The organism is Aeromonas sp. FDAARGOS 1405, assembly GCF_019048265.1.
In the GTDB taxonomy this organism is placed as follows: domain Bacteria; phylum Pseudomonadota; class Gammaproteobacteria; order Enterobacterales; family Aeromonadaceae; genus Aeromonas; species Aeromonas veronii_A.
In genome coordinates this window covers 3,730,328-3,750,076 of the sequence record NZ_CP077311.1, presented here as the reverse complement: position 1 = coordinate 3,750,076, position 19,749 = coordinate 3,730,328, and the positions used below count along the sequence as shown (strand labels likewise).

Genomic DNA, 19,749 nt, shown 5'->3' with positions numbered 1-19,749 from the left:
TAATCCCGTGACAGGATCTGGCCAAATTAAACCCTCCCTTTGGTGATATTCACTTTTCGCTGTTTAAATAGAAAGTCAATCTGCTCCCAACACCATATCCTCAACCTTTGCTGGCGCTCACAAAAATAGCGAGTGGCGCGCTCTCATATCCTCCATTTCAACGGCTATTGGCCCATTCATCGATTATTTTCAGCCCCTTCTTTGGGCGCTTTTTTGGCCTCCACTGCGTGATGCGTTTTACATCAAATAGGGCGTAAAGAGGGCGGTGATAACGGTGCTAAAACCAGTTTGAGCGATGTGCTGTGGCCAAAATGATGAGCTAACCCCCTGTTTGTGTGCTTGATTGTTTGCCCTGATCAAGAAGGTGCAACACAGATGGCTACTAGCATGTAATTCGCAAGGGTGAGCGGTAACCGCGTCTTGCCGAACAAGGGTATGCCCAAAGTGGAGGGGATTGAGCTGAGGGGCTATCTCGATATCGATTAGTTGTGAAAGCGTGGTTGGGGCAAGATAGCAGGTACAGGTTTCATGTAGGGGCTTAATACTGCTTTCAATGCACTGAGATGAGTTAATCAAGGCTTGTAATTAAGAGGCATTTAGACAAGGGAGTCCGCATTGCAGTGGCGTAGCAGGGACATATCAGCGACACCCTACAGTGACATGGTCGGTATGCCGGTATAAGTGCCCGGTATCCCATTCGGGCAATAAAAAAGGCGGGATATCCCGCCTTTGTTCAGATGAGGGTCGCAACCCCTATTTATTCGCAGGCAACCTGCATCACCTTGATGGCCAGACCGCCACGGGAGGTTTCACGGTACTTGGAGTCCATGTCCTTGCCGGTGATGTACATAGTCTCGATCACCTTGTCCAGGGAGACGCGCGGCTTGGAGGTACGACGCAGGGCCATACGGGAGGCGTTGACTGCCTTCATGGCTGCGATGGCGTTACGCTCGATGCAAGGCACCTGTACCTGACCGGCAACCGGATCACAGGTCAGACCCAGGTTGTGCTCCATACCGATCTCGGCAGCTTCGCAGACGTGCTCCGGGCTACCGCCCATCAGCTCGGTCAGACCGGCAGCGGCCATGGAGCAGGAGACACCCACTTCACCCTGACAGCCCACTTCGGCGCCGGAGATGGAGGCGTTCATCTTGTAGAGGATGCCGACGGCACCGGCAGCCAGATAGAAACGGGTGTACTCGTCGCGGCCAACCGGCTGGATGAACTTGTCGTAGTAAGCCAGTACGGCTGGGATGATACCGGCAGCGCCGTTGGTCGGGGCGGTGACCACGCGGCCACCGGCAGCGTTCTCTTCACTCACGGCCAGAGCGAACATGTTGACCCAGTCAACGATGTTCATCGGATCGCTCGAGAGGTTCTCGTTGGTGTTGAGCTGACGGTAGAGCGGCGCGGCACGACGGGGTACGCGCAGCGGGCCGGAGAGAACACCTTCGGTACGGCAGCCGCGCTCGATACCTTCGCGCATGGTGTTCCAGATCTTGCCGAACTTCTTGTAGATCTCTTCCGGAGTGTTGAAGCACTTCTCGTTTTCCATCATCAGGGCAGAGATGGAGAGACCGGTCTGGCTGCAATGGGCAACCAGCTCGGCGGCGCTCTTGAACGGATAGCGTACGGACATGTCGCCGCTGTCAGCCTTGCCGAAGTTCTCTTCGTCAACGATGAAGCCACCACCGATGGAGTAGTAGGTCTTGCTGTACACCACTTCATCTTCGATCAGGGCAGTTAGCTTCATGCCGTTTTCGTGCAGCGGCAGGGCTTCGTCGTGGAATACCATTGCATCGCGCGGGAAGCTGACGGTGTGGCAGTGCAGGCCGATCGGCAGGCGCTCGGTCTGCTCAACACGGGAGATAAACTCGGGGATGGCATCGATATCGACATTTTCCGGCAGGTTGCCAGCCAGGCCCATGATGATGGCAGTGTCGGTATGGTGGCCTTTGCCGGTCCAGGAGAGGGAGCCGTAGACATCGACATTGATCCGGGTTACATCGCGGATCTTGCCGCCCGCGCGCAGCTCGTCAACAAACTGTTTGGCCGCTTTCATCGGGCCAACAGTGTGGGAAGAAGAGGGGCCTACACCGATTTTGAAGATATCAAAAACGCTGATCATGTCACTATTACCTCAGGGTAGAAGGGGGCGGCATGCCCACTCACAGAAATTTGGGAGATCCATGGAACGCGCTGGTTTGCGCAGGTCACTGAACCAGATAACCGTAGTGTAACGGCTCACGACCTAAAAAAAGTTGAAACAGATCTATTTTTGTTGAGTTTGAGGCGCGAGTATAAAATTTATTTTGGTGCTTATCCATTTTGTTAAGCGTTTGCCCATAAAAATACCCGGCGATGCCGGGCATTTCGGAACCAAATGGAGTCAATTGCCGTTTTTTAACATTCGGTAATGTTAACGGCAAGGCCGCCGCGGGCCGTCTCCTTGTATTTGGTCTTCATATCATTGCCGGTCTCCCACATGGTTTTGATCACCTTGTCCAGTGACACCTTGTGCTCGCCGGTGCCGCGCAGGGCGAGGCGGGCGGCATTGATCGCTTTCACTGCGCCCATGGCGTTGCGCTCGATGCAGGGCACCTGCACCAGTCCCCCGATGGGATCGCAGGTGAGGCCGAGATTGTGCTCCATGCCTATTTCGGCGGCGTTCTCCACCATGGCCGGGCTGCCCCCCAGCAGTTCGGTCAGCGCGCCAGCCGCCATGGAGCAGGCGACACCCACTTCCCCCTGACAGCCCACTTCGGCCCCGGAGAGGGAGGCGTTCTTCTTATATAAGATGCCGATGGCTGCCGCGGTGAGGAAGTAGCGGATCAGCGTCTCGTCATCCACCTTGTGCACGAAGCGATCGTAGTAGTGCAGCACGGCGGGGATGATGCCCGCAGCGCCATTGGTGGGGGCGGTGACCACCCGGCCACCGGCGGCGTTCTCCTCGTTGACCGCCAGCGCAAAGAGATCGACCCACTCCATCACCATCAGCGGATCCTTGTTGAAGTTGGTCTCGCAACTGAGCTGGCGGAACAGCCCCGGGGCGCGGCGCCGAACCTTGAGGCCGCCCGGCAGCACCCCTTCGCTTTTGCAGCCTCGCTCTACGCAGCCCTGCATCGCCTGCCAGATCTTGCGTAGCCCCGCTTTTATCTGCTCATCGCTGCGAAATACCCGCTCATTGGCGAGGATAAGCCCCGAGATGGAGAGGCCGCTCTCCTGACAGTGGGCCAGCAGTTGGGCGCCGCTGTCGAACGGGTAGGGGACAGGGTGCTCGGCATCGGACTTGGCGGCCTCTTCTTTGGCGGTGGCAAAGTGGCTCTCTTCAATGATGAAGCCGCCACCGATGGAGTAGTAGGTCTGGCTGAAGCGCAGGTTTTCCTCTTTATCAAAGGCCCGCAGAGTCATGCCGTTGGTGTGGGCCGGCAAGGTTTTGCGACGGTTGAAAATGATGGCTCCGGTGCGGGGAAAATGGCTTGGTTGCTCGCCTGCCAGCGGCAGGCTCAGCTCATTTTCCACTTGAGCCAGAATGGCGGGAATCGCATCGATATCGACCGATTCCGGTTCAAAGCCCGACAACCCCAGAATGATCGCCTTGCCAGTGCCGTGTCCCTTGCCGGTCTGGCCCAGCGAGCCGTAACACTCCACTTCGACCCGTGTGATCTGCGGCAGATGGCCTTGCAGCTTGAGCTGCTGAACGAAGGCATAGGAGGCACGCATGGGGCCGACGGTATGGGAAGAGGAGGGGCCAATTCCGATGGAAAACAGGTCAAACACGCTGATCATGACATCAATCCGGTGATGGTTTATGTCTGTTTATTCTAGGATTTTTGCCATGGATAGGAAGCGGGGATGTGCGGTGCTGTGACATGGACACAGATAATGGGGCTGGGGGGCCAATAAGGTTGAAGGGGCTGATCCCCTTCAACCGGCCTGATCAGTCGAGAAATTCGCACAGATAAGCTGTGGGGGTTTTCACTTCCAGTTTGAAGGAGGAGTGACCGGCCACCAGGAAGGATTCACCTTGGCTGTAGGTGTGCCACTCATCTTCATCAGCCAGCTGGATGGTGAGGGCGCCCTTGATCACTGTCATCCGTTCGGGGGCGGCGGTGTTGAACAGGTAGTCACCGACGTTCATCACCCCGACGGTTGATTTCTCGCCTTTTTGTTCGAAACCGATGGATTTTACATTTCCGTCGAAATACTCGTTAACTTTCAGCATCTTTACATCCCTGTGTGTACGTTTGTGCAGCCAAACTAGCACAATCTTTTGCCAGTTGTCATGGGGGATGAGGTAAAAATCGCCGAGACCGCTTTGAATCTTCACTTTTTCGCAAACTTATTAATAGCCAAGGTTAATGATTTGCTGATTTAAAACAGCAATTAAATGTGAGATAACACGCGCAAACAGGGGAATGGGCAGCCGCTCATTCCCCTGTTTGGTTAATTGCACTGGGAAAAGTGTGAATTTTGCTACATAAAGGAACATATTGTGTTAACTAAAGGACTCATTAAAAACATCGGCTTCCAGGTTGTGGTCGCCATGGTACTGGGCGCAGTGGTCGGCGCGTTCATGGGTGAACAAGCCACCGTGTTTGCACCGCTCGGTACCCTGTTTATCCAGCTGATCAAGATGCTGGTGATCCCGCTGGTGGCGGTTGCCATCCTCTCCGGCGCCGCCAATCTGGGCGCCAGCCCGGCTGCGGGCAAGATCGGGGCAGCCACGCTGGCCTTCTTCCTCGTGACCTCCGCGTTGGCCGTGTTGCTGGCGCTGGTGATGGGGCAGATCTTCAAGCCGGGTGTCGGGGTCGATTTCGCTTCCGTCGCCTCCATGTTTGGCGGTGACTACGCCGATAAAGGGGCGCTGCCGGATGCAGTCGCCACCTTGCTTGGCATGATCCCCACCAACGTCTTCAACTCCCTCAACGAAGCGAACATCCTGCAGATCCTGGTGTTCTGCATGTTCCTCGGCATTGCGCTGGCCAAACAGCCGCGCGAGCGGGCCAAGCCACTGGTCGATGGGCTCAATACCCTGGTGGATGCCTTCGTCTGGATGATCAACAAGGTGATGATCATCGCGCCGCTCGGGGTGTTCGGTCTTATGGCGGAAGCCATCGGTACCTACGGCTTCGATGTGCTGACCCTGGTGCTCAAGCTGTTCGTGATTTATGTGGCTGCCATCCTCATCTTCGGCTTTGTGGTCTACCCGCTGCTGGTGATGATGTTCTCCAACACGCCGGTAATGAAGTACCTCTCTGCCATGAAGAAGCCACAGATCGTGGCCTTCTCCACCGCCTCTTCCATGGCGACCCTGCCGGTCAATATGGAGACCTGCGAGCATGATCTGAAAGTGACCAACGCGACCGCCTCCTTCGTGTTGCCGCTGGGGGCCACCATCAACATGAGTGGCAATGCCATCTATTACGGTCTGGTCGCCATCTTCTTCGCGCAGGTTTACAACATCGATCTGAGCGTCGGTGCCTGGGCGGCCATCATTGTGACCTCCACTCTAGGGGCGATCGGCCAGGCCGGTGTGCCGGGCCCAAGCTTCCTGGTGGTTGCCGTGCTGCTGGCGGCCGGGATCCCCATCGAAGGGTTGCCGCTGCTGTTCGCGCTGGATCGACTGTTCGACATGATCCGCACCTCCCTCAATATCACCGGCGATGCGGCCTGTGCTGTCATTGTTGACCGCTTCAGCCCGGAATATGACCCAGAGCGCTGGAACAAGGCATAACTGCTTTGAGCTGGACTGAGATATAACAGCCCTAAGCTGACACTGCGTTACGCGAGCCCCTGCCATGATGGCGGGGGCTTTTTTATATCTGCCGGACAAGTATCAGAGCAAAGGTGTGCACAAGAGATTGCTGACGGATGTAGCTGTGTTGAATGGAGAGTACAGGAGGAGAAAACATCAGTTGTGGGCATGGGCCGTATGGCGTCAACTGGCCTGTTGTAGATGCCGGGGTAGGGGATTGTCAAACGGCGGGTAACAAAAAGGGGAGCCTTGCTCCCCTCGGATATGATCTGCTGCTGGTTCTACTCCATCAGGCCATATGGTTAAACCATCCTGGTTACACCCTTGTGGCGAAAGAAACAGCGTCAAAGTGATGAAATCATATCTATGTTGACCATCTCGGCATTATTACTGAAAAGCGCCAGTTGGTGGCGATTAAACAGACATGGCAAAGAGGGTCGGTCCGGATTGATGCCTCTCTATCCGGCTCAGAACTGTGACAGTGAGGGCAGAGAGACAGCAACCAGGGTGAAAAACACCGTGAAAACGGCAGTAACGACAAACTCTTTCATTTTTCTCTCCCTAAGTTGTTGGTTGATGTAGTCAAGATACCATAACAAGGGGGTAAAACAAGGTGTAAATTGATAAAACAGCTTCTTTGTTTGTTGGGTTAGTTGAGATGGCTATTTTTGTCATATTGAGCTGATTTTATCACCTGTTCTGGCATGGCAGGCATTCAAGATTCTGTTTTTATAATTATTCCATTTAAATTCAATTGGTTGGTGAGCTTCTAACTGGCTTGGTGATGGGTTTTGTGTGGGGTTCAAATGGCATTTTTTAAGTTTTAACCCTCGTAATAGTATCCTTGAGGTCATAAAAAGTGTGTAAGACCATGGTTTGACGATTCCTGATGTAGATAGCTCATCCAAAAGAAGTCTATGGAGAGAGTCTGGCTGCCAACCCTTGTCCCACCATGAGTTTATCAGGCCGGAGTATCCGCATTTTTACAGCAATACACTGGGGTCATAGGGAGGAGAGCCGTGCATCGGGGGGATACAGAGTAGCAGCTGGCTGTTTTATCACCGCCAATTTCCCCGTTGGCCTCGGAATAGACATGGCCGCAGCAAGAGTGAGGTGGGCAATAGGCCAGATGCGTATTCTCTGGCTGGGCTGGGCTGGGCTGGGCTGGGCGCGAGTAGCGATCCGCGTGGCCGGTGCATCTGCGTGAGTCATGTGATTGTAATTCGAGAGCAGGGCCGGAGCATGGTTGGATAAGATATCTGAATCCCTTCTGCAAGATTGAGATATAAAAAGCGGCGTATGACGAGGAGGCTGAACAAGCTCGTTTCAGGGTCGACAGAGCACAGGTCAACGCAATCCGGTTCGCACTGATAAAACATCCACGACAATACCGGAACTCTGTTCGTAGGCTGAAGCAGGTTGCTGTGAGGAGAGGAAGGCTGGTGATCAGTAAGATGGCGCAAGGGTTGGTAATCAGGCAACCCGTATGGTGAGGGCCACACAGCGTACCGATACATCAGTTTTTGTAAGATATAAAAAACCCTCCGACGGAGGGTTTTTGTCATCAACAGCCGGTTAAACGCCGCGTGGCTTAGAACAGGGTGGTGGAGAGGTTGTACAGCTCCTGATCGAACGGACGCTTCATGTTCTCGATGCAGTCGATGATGTCGTGGTGTACCAGCTCGTTGCGCTGGATACCGACGCAGCGACCACCGTGACCAGCCAGCAGCTGCTCAACGGCGTAAGCACCCATACGGCTGGACATGATGCGGTCACGGGCAGTCGGGGCACCGCCACGCTGGATGTGGCCCAGAATGGTGGCGCGGGTTTCACGACCGGTCAGGGCTTCGATGTCTTTAGCCAGTGCGTTCACGTCGGTAACGTGCTCGCAGATGGTGATGATGGCGTGCTTCTTGCCCTTGGCTTCGCCTTCCTTGATCTGCTTGAGCAGCTTCTCTTTGTCGAAGGCTACTTCCGGCACGATCACATACTCGGCACCACCGGCAACGGCGGCAGACATGGCCAGGTCGCCACAGTGGCGGCCCATGATCTCGACCACGGAGATACGGTGATGGGAGCTGCAGGTGTCGCGCAGACGGTCGATGGCGTCAACCACCACGTTCAGGGCAGTATCAAAGCCGATGGTGAAGTCGGTACCGGCGATGTCGTTGTCGATTGTGCCCGGCAGGCCGATGCAGGGGAAACCCTCTTCGGTCAGCTTCTTGGCACCCATGTAGGAGCCATCACCACCGATGACGACCAGCGCATCGATACCGTGTTTTTTCAGGTTTTCGATCGCTTCGGCGCGCACTGCGGGGTCTTTGAAGGCAGGGAAACGGGCGGAGCCGAGGAAAGTACCACCACGGTTCACCACGTCGGAGACGCTGTGACGCTCCAGCTTGACGATGCGATCCTGGTGCAGACCGAGGTAGCCATCATAAATACCGTAAACTTCCAGGCCATGATGCAAACCGGCGCGAACCACGGCGCGAATGGCTGCGTTCATACCGGGTGCGTCGCCACCACTGGTCAAAACACCAATACGTTTGATTTGTTTGGTCATGAGTGCCTCTGGATCTGAGTTGTCAAATACGAATGTTTAAATAGACAAGCCACTTTTACTATATCGGCTTTCATATGGGATGCGGGGGCCACCATAGGAAAAGCGATACAAGAGAGGGGACGAGCCCCTCTCTTTGCCGTAATCAGCGATTACTTGGCAGCGCCAGCGATGATCTGGGAGAAGTCGTCCACTTTCAGGGACGCACCACCGACCAGGCCACCGTCGATGTCCGGCTGACCGAACAGGTCGGCTGCAGTGGCGCCAGTGACGGAACCGCCGTACAGGATCTGTACTTTGGCAGCAACGGCGGCATCAAAACCGGCCAGGTACTGACGGATGTGAGCGTGAACGGACTGAGCGATCTCCGGAGTGGCAGTCTTGCCAGTACCGATGGCCCATACCGGCTCGTAAGCGATAACGGCGTTGTTGAAGGAGGCGATACCGCAACGGTCGATAACGGCTTTCAGCTGGGTCTCAACCACGTTCTTGGTCACGCCGGCTTCGAACTGCTCCAGAGTTTCACCGATGCACAGAACCGGGATCAGGCCGCCTTTCTGGATCGCTTCGTACTTGGCAGCAACCACGTCGTCACTCTCTGCGTGCAGGGTACGACGCTCGCTGTGGCCGACCAGAGAGTAGGTGCAACCAAAGGCTTTCAGCATGGAGGGGGCGTTTTCGCCGGTGAAGGCACCAGACTCGTGAACGTCAGCGTTCTGGGCACCGTAGGCAATTTTGCTGCCAGCGGTCAGTTGCTCAACCAGACCCAAAAAGATAACCGGCGGGCAGACGGCGACTTGCACAGAAGGATGAGCGGCAGCAGCCGGGGTCAGTCCTTTGATCAGAGCTTCTACAGAAGCCTTGGTGCCGTTCAGTTTCCAGTTACCCATTACCAGGTGCTGTCTCATCTTGTATATCTCCTAGGCATTTGATTGCGCGACATTATATGAATTGAACCGAGCCCAAGATAGCTGACCCGGCGGCAAATGACGTAATTTTTTTTCGCTTTCCTGATCCAAATCAGGAATGAAACGCTTGATTGCTCATTCGTTAACCTGCCCCCGCAAGCGAGCCCACCATACCCCAATCCATTCGTGGATGGCAGCTTCGGAATACATCAAATAACGCCCTTTGGGTAAAAAACTGTAGAGGGGCTGGGGTACCTGACTCTGCTTGGCGGTGTAGTCGGTGGGGGTCGGCACGGCCTTGAGTCCCTGACCCTGATAGAGGGCCATGGCACGTGGCAAATGAGTGGCCGAACTGACCAGCGCCACCTCTTTTCCCTTGAGGTGGCGGCTGATACTGACCGCTTCATCATGAGTGTCTTTGTTGTTTTCAAACAACGTCATCCGCGAACGGGGAATGCCGAGGCTCTCGGCCATCCGGGCATTGACCTCGGCATTGGAGAGGGGATCCCCCGACACATAGCCGGAGAAAACCAGCTCGGCTTCGGGATAGGCTTGGGCGAGGCGTACCCCTTCGAGAGTCCGTGCCAGCGAGATATTGTTCTGCCAACTGCGCATCGGCACCGCCGGGTCGCTGACATGACCATTGCCGAGCACCACGATGGCATCGATGTTGGGATGCTGGCTCACCTCGAACGGCGGGTAGGTCTGCTCCAGCCCGCGGGCCAGCTCGTAGCTCACCGGCCGCATCCCCATCAGGGTGACCAGCAGCAGCGAGAGGGTCGCCAGCAGCTTGCCGGTTTTCTGAAAACGGGTGAACCAGAGCAGCAGCAGGGCGAGCAGCAGCAGGGAGAGGGAGAAGGGGAGCGGCATCAACAGCTGGCCAAGCCACTTTTTGAGCACAAACACGGCAGACACTTCCTTGAGTTTTCAGCAAATTCGGGATGTGACAGAATACCTCTCTTTTTTGGGATGGCCACAACCCTGTGGCGCTAATGTTGAGTTTCTCCTTGAAGCACGATCAGAGTTTTGACGGGCGCGCCGACAAGTTCGCCCGCAACATTTACGACTCCACCAAGGGGCGCATCCGCACCACCATTGTCTGGAGCGACATCGAAGCCTGCCTGGCCCGCCTTGGCAACCGACCGCTGCGCATCCTCGATGCGGGGGGCGGTTTTGGCTATTTCGCCCAGAAGCTGGCGGCCATGGGCCATCAGGTGGAGCTGTGCGATCTGTCAGCAGAAATGCTGGAACTGGCCCGCAGCCAGATCGCCGAGAAGGGGCTGGAAGACAAAATTCGTCTCATCCATTGCCCCATTCAGGATCTGAAGCAACACGTGACCGGGACATTTGATCTGGTGCTCTGCCATGCGGTGCTGGAGTGGCTCGCCGAGCCGCGCCAGACCTTGCTGGGTCTGTTCCCTTTCGTCAATGCCGGGGGCATACTGTCGCTGCTTTTCTACAACCGTCATGGTTTGCTGTTCCAGAGCCTGGTGGTGGGCAATTTTGACTATGTGCGCCTTGGCCTTCGCAAGAAGCGGCAGACAGCGCTTACGCCCACCAATCCCCAATTGCCGGAGCAGGTCTATGACTGGATTGGTCGCGGGGGGCTGCGCATCATCGGCAAGACGGGGGTGCGGGTCATCCACGACTATATGCGTCACAAGCAGGATCAGGTGGAGAAGTTCGACGATCTGCTGGCCATGGAGCAGCAATATTGCCGTCAGGAGCCTTTTGTCGCCCTCGGCCGCTATATCCATGTGATGGCCCAGAAGCCGGCCAGCTGACTGCTCGCGGTTCACGTCAATAATGTGAACCATGTTTTCGATGCTACCGGATGTAGCCGCGCGCACGATTGTGCGCCCAATACAACAACGAGATGACAACATCATGATGAGTACATCCCGTACCCTGCCAGAGCGTTCTTTGCCGGAGCTAGTAGGGTGGGTCAGGCAGGAGGGGTTGGCGTTGAGCCTGCCAACCGACCGGCTGGCCTTTCTGATTGCAATCAAGACCCTGTCCGAGGATGAGTCGGACCTGTCGGAGGCGGCGCTGCACGATGCCTTCGGCTATGTCAGCAGCGCCTTCGGCCAGATGGACGAGACCCTCACCGGTCGCGCCAACAACGCTATCAACGATCTCATTCGCCAGCAGCTGCTGTCGCGTTTCAACACCGACATGGTGGCGGGGGAGAGCCTCTACCGCCTGTCGCGCCTGGGTGTGAGCATCGTCGACTTCTTTATGGATCAGCGTCAGGTTGACTCCATCAAGCTCTCCATTCTGCTCGAACACCTGGCTTCCGAGCTCGACACCGCCCGCAAGGCGGCGCTTGAAACCAACACCCGCGAGCAGTGGGATGCCGAGGTGCTGCCGCGCCTCACCTTCTCGCTGGAAGAGACGCTGGGGCGGATCGATCTCACCCAGCGCGCCATGGATGAGCAGCAGAATCAGGTCAAAAGCGAAATCGCAGCCCTGCTGACCCAGAACTGGGTCGATGCCATTCACAGCTGCGAAAAGTTGCTGCACGAGACCGGCCAGACCCTGCGCGAGCTGCAGGATACCCTGGACGCTGCCGGCCACCGCCTGCAGGCAGGGCTGCTCAATATTCAGGAGGCGGCGCAGGGGCGCGACGATCTGTTCCACGTCGAGGAGCTGACTCACGCCTTGCAAGGTCGTCTTGACGTCATCACCAGCTGGGGTCAGCAGTGCATCGAGCTCTGGTCCCGCTACGACAGACACGTCCACAAATTTATCCGCAACGCCATCGACATGGACAAGAACCGCGCCTTCAGCCAGCGGCTGCGCGAGTCCATCCGCAATTTCGAGCAGCACAACTGGCAACTGCGGGTGGCCGAAGAGCCCCGTCTGCTGGAGCTGCGCGACGAAACCATCGCCATCCACGACGAGGAGGTGACCGGTGAGGTGCCCCTAGAGATGGAGTACGTCGAGATGGTGGATATCAATCAAGAGCTGGCAGAGCGCATCGAGCGCTATCTGGCCCGCTACCCCGAGCAGGGACAGCAGCTGGATCTGGCCGATGTGCTGCGGGAATACCTGCTGGACTACCCGGCCCATGCCCACTTCGATGTGGCGCGTCTTCTGATCGACCAGGCCGTGCGCCTGGGCCATGCCAGCGGCGAGCGCGAACTGCATCGCCAACCCGCATGGAAACCCATTAACCAAGCTGGATCCAAGGTTCAGGCCTATGTCATTGATCAATTCTGAGTTTCCCTTGCCGCTGCGTCTCGCAGAGGCGATTGCCAACCCCTTGTTTCCGCGCATCGATACCGCCTTGCGCTCCGGCCGCCACATCAGTGCCGACGAGTTCGAGCAGCATTCGGCGCTGGTCGAATATCACAGCGAGCTGGAGATCTTCTACGGCCGCTATCAGGTGGAGCTGATCAAGGCGCCGGAAGGCTTCTTTTACCTGCGCCCGCGCCCGAGCTCCGATATCGGCACCACTGTGCTCTCCGAGCTCGATATGCTGGTGGGCAAGGTGCTCTGCTACCTCTACCTGAGCCCGGATCGTCTCGCCTCGGAAGGGGTATTCGCCATGGCCGAGCTGCAAGAAGAGGTGCTGAGCCTCGCCGACGAGAAGCAGCTGCTGCGGATGGTCAACAGCCGCTCAGGTGGTACCGATCTCGACAAGAAGAAGTTGCTCGAAAAGATCCGTACTTCCATGCGCCGTTTGCGCCGTCTTGGCATGATCACCGCCCTTGGCAACGGGGATAAATTCCGGGTCAACGAATCGGTGTTCCGTTTCGCCGCTGACGTGCGCTCCGATGAAGATCCGCGCGCCGTCCAGCTGCGGATGATCCAGGAGGGTGAAGCCATCTTCCACGACGACGAAATGCCGAGCAGCGACTCGCTCTTTGATGACATCGAGGCGGATCTCGATGAAGAACAACTGGATCTGGAGGTATAACCGGTGCGAGGCAAGTTCAAATCCCTGACCATGGTCAACTGGAACGGCTTCTTTGCCCGGACCTTCGATCTCGACCAGCTGGTCACCACTCTTTCCGGCGGCAACGGCGCGGGCAAGTCCACCACCATGGCGGCCTTTATCGCGGCGCTCATCCCCGACCAGTCACTGCTTCACTTCCGCAATACCACGGAAGCGGGATCGAGCAGCGCCTCCCGTGACAAGGGGCTCTACGGCAAGCTGCAGCGTGGCCACTGCTACTCCCTGCTGGAAGTGATGAACAGCCGCGAACAGCGGATCTGGGTCGGCGTGCACCTCGAGCAGGTGGCCAACCGCGACAACAAGGTCAACATCACCCCGTTTGCACTGGTGGATGTGCCGGAGAATCTGGCGCCGACCGACCTGCTGCTGGAGAAGCTCGATGACGGCAAGGGGCGGGTACGCGCCTTTACCGATCTGAAAGGGGCTGCCGCCGAGCTGGGGGCGCTGAAAGTCGCCAAATTCAATACGGTGACCGACTATCACAACTTCATGTTCGAGTTCGGCATCACCCCGAAGAAGCTGCGTGATCAAAAAGATCGCGGCAAGTTCTATCGCCTGATCGAAGCCTCCCTCTACGGCGGCATCTCCTCGTCCATCAGCCGTTCCCTGCGCGAATACCTGCTGCCGGAGAACTCCGGGGTGCGCAAGGCGTTTGCAGATATGGAGGCGGCCATCTATGAAAACCGCCGCACCCTGGAGGCCATCAAGGAGACCCAGGGTCAGCGGGATCTGTTCAAGAACCTCATCACCGAGACCACCCACTATGTGGCCGCCGACTATGTGCGCAACGCCGCCGAGAAGAGCCGTCTCTCCGAGCTGGCCCTCAAGGCGCGCCAGGAGCTGGCCGACAAGCGCCGTATTCTGGCCGAAGAGAAGCAGCGCGCCATCTATCTGGCCGACGAGGTGGAACAGCTCACCAACCGCGAAAAATTGCTGACCGACGAGCTGGAGTCTGCCTCCGAGCATCTGGCCAAGGTGATGGCGGCTGTCAGCTTGCAGAAGAAGATCGAGATGTATCGCGCCGATCTGGCGGATCTCTCTGACAAACTCGAGCAGCAGCAGGCGGTAGTGGAGGAGATCCACGGCCAGCTGCTGGAAGTGGAAGAGCGCAAGGAGCTGGCACAGGCCGAAGTCGACAGCCTCAAGACCCAGCTGGCCGACTACCAGCAGGCGCTCGATATCCAGCAGACCCGCGCCATCCAGTACCGTCAGGCGGTGCAGGCGCTGGAGGCTGCCCGCGAGCAGTGCGAGCTGCCAGGGCTGACCGCCGAACAGGCGAGCGACACCCTGCACCAGTTCCGCGCCGCCGAGCAGAGCCTCACCAGCCGGGTGCTGGGGGCCGAACAGCAATTGGCGCTGGCCAAGGCGGCTGTGGCCGAGCACGAAGCGGCGCTGGCGCTGCTGCTCAGCATCGCTCCGGAAACAGTGCGCGAGGCCGCCTGGCCTACCGCGCAGGCGCTGCTCAAGCGTCACATCGAAGACAAGGCTCGCATTGCCCAGGGGCAGGGGCTGCGCGCCGCGCTGGCTCGCCTCGAGAAAGAGAGCGAAAGCCAGAAGAGTCTCTTCAAGCTGCGCGATGAGCTGCAGCAGGCCTCTGGCCAGCTTATTGCCAGCAGCGACGAGCTGGAGATCTTCCTCGAAGCCCAGCGCACTCGTCAGGAGGAGCTCTCCGAGCAGCAGGCGGAGGTGAATCAGCGCCGCGCCAGCCTCGAGCATCAGGGTACCCAGCTCGGCCGCGATATTGCGGAGCTCACAAAGTTGGCGCCGCGCTGGCTGAAATCCTTTGAAAAACTCGAGCAGCTGCGCGAGCAGAGCGGTTTGCCGCTCGCCACCGCCGAAGAGCTTTCGGCCGGTATGCAGACCGTGCTCGACAAGGAGCGCGAGTTCGAGCAGGAGAGCAACCGCATTGCGGCGCAGAAACAGGCGCTGGAGCTGCAAATTCGCAACCTGCAGTTGGGTGCTGGCGAGGCGGATCCCCGTCTTGCCCGCATCGCCGAGCAAGTGGGGGGCGTGCTGCTCTCCGATGTCTACGACGACATCTCCATCGACGATGCCCCTTACTACTCCGCGCTCTATGGCCCGGCTCGCAGCGCTTTGGTGGTGCTCGACCTTGAGGGTGCCATCGAGCGGCTGAAAAAGCTGGAAGATTGCCCGGAAGATATCTACCTGATTCAGGGCAACCCCGACTCCTTTGACGAGGATCTGGTGGAAGCCGACGAGCTGGGGGACGCCGTGCTGGTGCGCACCAGCAAGCGTCAGGTGCGCTTCTCCCGCTACCCCGAGCTGCCGCTGTTTGGCCGCGCCGCCCGGGAAAAGCGGATCGAGCAGCTCGACCTTGAGCGCGAAGGGCTCATCGAGGGTTACGCCAAGGCCGCTTTCGAGCAGCAGAAGTACCACCGTCTCTACGGTCACTTCCGCGACTTTATCGGTCAGCATCTGGATATCGCCTTCCGCCCCGACCCCGAAGCCGAAGTGCAGGCCAAGCAGGCCGAACTGCGCACGCTGCAAGGGGCCATCGGTGAGTGCGACAAGCAGCTGGCCGAGGCCAAAGCGGCCGCCGCCCAGCTGACCCGCCATATCCAGCTGGTGCAGGGGATGCTGCCCTTTGCCCACCTGTTTGCCGAGACTGATCTGGTGGCCCGCCTCGAGGCGGCTCACGCCGATGTGGAAGCGCTGAAACAGGCCGAAGCCTTTATCGCCAAGCACGGCAAGTCGCTGGAAAAACTGGAAACCATGGTGCAGGTGCTGCGTCAGGATCCGCAGGATCTTGCCGCGCTGCAAGCTGCCTATGATGAAGTGAGCGACCTGTTGGCCGAGCAGAAGCGCCGTTGCTACGCCCTCGATCAGCTGGTGGCGCGTCTGCCGCACTTTGCCTATCAGGATGCGCAAGACCTGCTGGGCAAGGCCTCCGAGATGAGCGAGCGACTCAAAGAGAAGCTGAAAGCGGCCGAGCTGGCTGCCCGCACCGCCGGTGAGCAGCACAAGCAGATTGCCCTGCGCCATACCGAGGCGTTGCAGCTGCGCACCGCCCTCAACTCCAGCGTCGAGGCCAAGCGCCAGACCCTGGCCGAGTTCGAACAGGAGCTGGCGGCCATGGGGCTGACCCTCTCTGACGATATGGAAGAGAAGGCGCGCGCCCACAAGAAAGAGATCGAAGAGCTGCTGATCCGTACCCGTTCCCGTCGCACCAGCGCCGAGGCCCAGCTGCAGGTCACCAAGCGGGAGATCGAATCCCTCGGCGGTCGTCTCAAGCTGGAAGGGAAGGATTACTACAGCGCCCGTAAATCTCTGGTGGGTCACAAGGCGAGCTGGTCGCGGGTGGTGCGGCTGGCGCGGGAGACCGACGTCGAGAAGCGCCTCAACAAGCGCGAGCTGGCGTACCTCGACAGCGACGAGCTGCGTTCCATGTCGGACAAGGCCCTCGGCGCCCTGCGGGTGGCGGTGGCCCACGACGAGGCTCTGCGCGATGCGCTGCGTCTCTCTGAGGGCAACCGTAGCACCGAGCAGAAGGTGGCCTTCTACGTGCAGGTCTATCGTTACCTCAAGGACCGCATCCGCAACGACATCATCCGCTCCGATGATCCGGTCGAAGCGATCGAGGAGATGGAGATCGAGCTGGCCCGTCTGGCTGACGAGCTCAAGCAGCGGGAAACCCATCTGTCGCTCTCCTCCCATGAGGTGGCGGCCAAGATCACCAATATCATCCGCCGCGAGCAGAACCGCATCCGGGTGCTCAACCAGGGCTTGCAGAACATCGCCTTCGGTCTGGTGCGCGGAGTGCGCCTCAACGTCAATATCCGCGAGGCTCACACCCGTCTGCTGACGGCACTGGCCGATCAAACCGCCATGCACAACGATCTGTTCGCCGACAAGGAGCTCAGCTTCTCCGAGGCGATGGCCAAGCTGTTCCAGCGCCTGAATCCGCAGGTCGAGCAGGGGGATCGCAGCTATCAGGTGATGGGCGACGTGCTGCTCGACTATCGCAACTATCTGGAGCTGGAGATCGAGGTGCAGCGCGGCGCCGATGGCTGGCTGCGGGCCGAGAGCGGTGCGCTCTCCACCGGTGAGGCGATCGGTACCGGTCAGGCTATCTTGCTGATGGTGCTGATCAGCTGGGAGGAGGAGTCCCGCCGTCTGCGCGGCAAGGATATCGCCCCCTGCCGTCTGTTGTTCCTCGACGAAGCGGCCCGTCTGGATGGCAAATCTATCGCCACCCTGTTCGAGCTGTGCGAGCGCCAGGATATGCAACTGCTTATCGCGGCACCCGAGAACATCAGCCCCGAGAAGGGAACTACCTACAAGCTCATCCGCAAGGTGCAGGGCAAGCACGAGCATGTGCATGTGGTGGGTCTGCGTGGCTTTGGCTTTAGCGATGACAAGCTGATTGCCTGAGAAGTCTCTGGCCCATCCCGACAAGGGATGACCGGTAACTAGTTGAAAGGGAGGCATTTGCCTCCCTTTTTGCATGGAAGATATGGCAAAGTAGCCGCGCGGTCGCTGTTGCCTGACAACAAGGCGAGTAACATGATGAGTGCCTTGGAGCTATGGCAAGGTGAGGTCTCCCGCCCGTGTCGCCAGCGTCACCGGCCGTATCGAAGAAGAAAAATTGCGCATAGCGAAAAGAAGAGAGGAGAGGGGAATGGTGCAATATATCCAGAAAGGGCTGCTGTTATCTCTTTGCCTGCTGCTGGCGGCCTGTAGCAGCCGTTATGACGAGAGCCACGGCGGCAGCTGGCGCGGTTATAGCGAGACCGGTTACGCCAGCTATTATGCCGACCGTTATCACGGCAAAAAGACCGCCAGCGGCGAGATCTATCGCAACAACCTCAACAGCGCCGCCCATATGGAATTGCCCTTCGGCGCTATGGTGCGGGTGACCAACCTCGCCAACGGCAAGAGCGTAGTGGTCAAGGTCAATGATCGCGGCGCCTTTAAAAGGGGGCGTATTATCGATCTCTCCAAATCTGCGTTTAGCACCATCGGCAATATTCGTGACGGGATTATCAATGTAAAAATAGAGGTGCTCTAGGCTGGGGGGACCTGTTTATACACGAAAATGGATGTTGATGAATGATATTGGGAGGCTGACATCGACCAGTCAGCCTTTCAAGATATAACATTGATATGGATCAATATTTAATTCAGCTAAAAATGGATTTGTTATCAATGGAAAAACTCGATGGTCGTGATTGATATTTATTTTAGCCTATCTCGCCTGTTTGGCCTTACTATGTGGCAAACGGAGGGATTAGTGATGATTATCTATGGTAAATACGGTGGAGCAGCGCTGAGAGCTGTTCATCTGATGGTACAGAATAATTACGGTCATGTCACAGCCTGGGATATGGCTATTGCTGAAGCATTTGGTGATGATATCAGTACAGGTAAATTTAAAAATAATCCAAAGGTCACTTTTCTGACTCTTTGCAGTCTTGGTTGTATCAGTTGCATCATGCCAGTTCATTATGTAGCTGCGACCAAAACCAGAGCATATGTGTTGGCTGCCATTGATTTATTGTCACACAAGGATATTACCAAACCGATCAATCCCGAGCAGTTATGGCTGGAGGTGCTCTCGGCCTGTAAGAGCGGCAAGGTTGTGAAGCATAACAATCAGATGGATGTCATTCTGACACTCTGGTATGCCGGTGTACTCAATCCCGAGTGGGATAAGGATGCCATCAGGATAGACTATCGACGAATATAAAAAAGCCAAGATAATGAATACCTTGGCCATGAAACATCAATTGGTTCTGGTCAGGGATGCACTATCGGAGTGTGCGAATGGCTTGCCATACACCATCAGGTTGGTGGTTTGACTGTATTTGAGGAGATTTTTCTCTGAGAAGTCCAGAGTCATCGAGAAATCCGCGGTGGAATCATTAATGGTCATATAATTGCTTTCCGCAATACCGCGCTTGCCCGTCTTGAACTCGATTTTGTTACCCGCTTTGCCTTCAGTGACCACACAGACTGCACGAGGTATACAGTATGAGTTGTAAACAAGCTGATTGGTCTTGTCATAAATCAGATAACCGCGTTGGTCATGAAATTTCCCATTATCGCTTTTTCTGAATACTTCCTGCTTGTAATACATGGCTACCAGATATTGTTCGCTGGCATTTTTAGCATCGGCAGCCGGTTCAAAAGTAATGACTTCGTAAAAGGGTTCCACTGCCGGCCCCCCTTTGCCAACTTTGCTACCCTCCTGGCCGGGTGCTACATCTACACCACCAGCATCAGTGCTTTTCCATGTGCCAGCCAACTGAGCTAATGGACCAAAATCCAGACCGTTGATAATAGTGCTGGACTCTGCGTGAGCGAGCGTGGCACAGGTAATTAATGCTATGGGTAAGATAAGTTTATTCATTGTGATAACTCCATCACTAATAATGACTTGCGAATAAATATGTTCAACAAAGTAATTGTTATAACGCACCAAGGGTGTGGTCAATGATATTGAGTGATGGTGATTTGTTTTTGTGAGGTATGATTTGTTTTTTCGTGGCTAAATAAATTTAATTTGATATAAGACAATGTTGGATTTTTTCATCGCGCTTCC

At 56.9% G+C, this 19,749-nt stretch carries 14 protein-coding genes; 7 read left to right on the top strand and 7 right to left on the bottom strand.

The window, feature by feature from the left end; all coding sequences use genetic code 11:
* Positions 1–757 precede the first annotated feature (757 nt).
* From I6L35_RS17100 to I6L35_RS17090, 3 genes are all read right to left on the bottom strand, one after another.
* On the bottom strand, positions 758–2,128 hold the full coding sequence (locus I6L35_RS17100) for an L-serine ammonia-lyase (RefSeq protein WP_005336844.1): 1,371 nt from the start codon (positions 2,126–2,128) through the stop codon (positions 758–760).
* Positions 2,129–2,403: 275 nt separating this feature from the next.
* Positions 2,404–3,789 carry an L-serine ammonia-lyase gene (locus tag I6L35_RS17095; protein WP_216978849.1) on the bottom strand — a complete coding sequence of 462 codons (1,386 nt, stop codon included), beginning with the start codon at positions 3,787–3,789 and terminating at the stop codon, positions 2,404–2,406.
* A gap of 151 nt (positions 3,790–3,940) precedes the next feature.
* The gene (locus tag I6L35_RS17090) at positions 3,941–4,225 is read right to left on the bottom strand and encodes a pyrimidine/purine nucleoside phosphorylase (RefSeq protein ID WP_167556500.1); all 285 of its coding nucleotides are present in this window, start codon (positions 4,223–4,225) and stop codon (positions 3,941–3,943) included.
* A gap of 270 nt (positions 4,226–4,495) precedes the next feature.
* Here I6L35_RS17090 and I6L35_RS17085 point away from each other — a divergent pair, with 270 nt between their 5' ends.
* Complete coding sequence (locus I6L35_RS17085) at positions 4,496–5,737, top strand: dicarboxylate/amino acid:cation symporter (protein ID WP_216978848.1); 1,242 nt, start codon at positions 4,496–4,498, stop codon at positions 5,735–5,737.
* A 1,612-nt stretch (positions 5,738–7,349) separates the two neighbouring features.
* Here the strand turns inward: I6L35_RS17085 and pfkA are convergent.
* The 3 genes from pfkA to elyC form a co-directional block, all read right to left on the bottom strand.
* Positions 7,350–8,321 carry a 6-phosphofructokinase gene (pfkA, locus tag I6L35_RS17080; protein WP_005336840.1) on the bottom strand — a complete coding sequence of 324 codons (972 nt, stop codon included), beginning with the start codon at positions 8,319–8,321 and terminating at the stop codon, positions 7,350–7,352.
* Positions 8,322–8,470: 149 nt separating this feature from the next.
* Positions 8,471–9,226: a triose-phosphate isomerase gene (tpiA, locus tag I6L35_RS17075; protein ID WP_120414341.1), complete on the bottom strand. Its 756-nt coding sequence runs from the start codon at positions 9,224–9,226 to the stop codon at positions 8,471–8,473.
* Between the two features lie 135 nt (positions 9,227–9,361).
* Entirely contained in the window at positions 9,362–10,132 is a 771-nt protein-coding gene (elyC, locus tag I6L35_RS17070; RefSeq protein WP_216978847.1) for an envelope biogenesis factor ElyC, read from the bottom strand.
* Positions 10,133–10,233: 101 nt separating this feature from the next.
* On the opposite strand from elyC, the gene cmoM reads away from it, so the two are divergent.
* From cmoM to I6L35_RS17040, 6 genes are all read left to right on the top strand, one after another.
* Positions 10,234–11,010, top strand: a complete 777-nt coding sequence (gene cmoM, locus I6L35_RS17065) for a tRNA uridine 5-oxyacetic acid(34) methyltransferase CmoM (RefSeq protein WP_031227571.1) — start codon at positions 10,234–10,236, stop codon at positions 11,008–11,010.
* A 103-nt stretch (positions 11,011–11,113) separates the two neighbouring features.
* Positions 11,114–12,448 (top strand): chromosome partition protein MukF, encoded by a 1,335-nt coding sequence (gene mukF, locus I6L35_RS17060; protein WP_111901131.1) that lies wholly within the window; start codon positions 11,114–11,116, stop codon positions 12,446–12,448.
* The gene (mukE, locus tag I6L35_RS17055) at positions 12,429–13,148 is read left to right on the top strand and encodes a chromosome partition protein MukE (protein ID WP_005336835.1); all 720 of its coding nucleotides are present in this window, start codon (positions 12,429–12,431) and stop codon (positions 13,146–13,148) included. Before mukF ends, mukE begins: the two co-directional genes overlap by 20 nt.
* Before the next feature lie 3 nt (positions 13,149–13,151).
* The gene (mukB, locus tag I6L35_RS17050) at positions 13,152–17,579 is read left to right on the top strand and encodes a chromosome partition protein MukB (protein ID WP_216978846.1); all 4,428 of its coding nucleotides are present in this window, start codon (positions 13,152–13,154) and stop codon (positions 17,577–17,579) included.
* A gap of 247 nt (positions 17,580–17,826) precedes the next feature.
* Complete coding sequence (locus I6L35_RS17045) at positions 17,827–18,216, top strand: septal ring lytic transglycosylase RlpA family protein (protein WP_216978845.1); 390 nt, start codon at positions 17,827–17,829, stop codon at positions 18,214–18,216.
* Between the two features lie 150 nt (positions 18,217–18,366).
* Positions 18,367–18,894 (top strand): hypothetical protein, encoded by a 528-nt coding sequence (locus I6L35_RS17040; RefSeq protein ID WP_254204482.1) that lies wholly within the window; start codon positions 18,367–18,369, stop codon positions 18,892–18,894.
* Between the two features lie 36 nt (positions 18,895–18,930).
* On the opposite strand, the gene I6L35_RS17035 is transcribed toward I6L35_RS17040, so the two are convergent.
* Complete coding sequence (locus I6L35_RS17035) at positions 18,931–19,557, bottom strand: heme-binding beta-barrel domain-containing protein (RefSeq protein WP_216978844.1); 627 nt, start codon at positions 19,555–19,557, stop codon at positions 18,931–18,933.
* Positions 19,558–19,749: the final 192 nt, after the last annotated feature.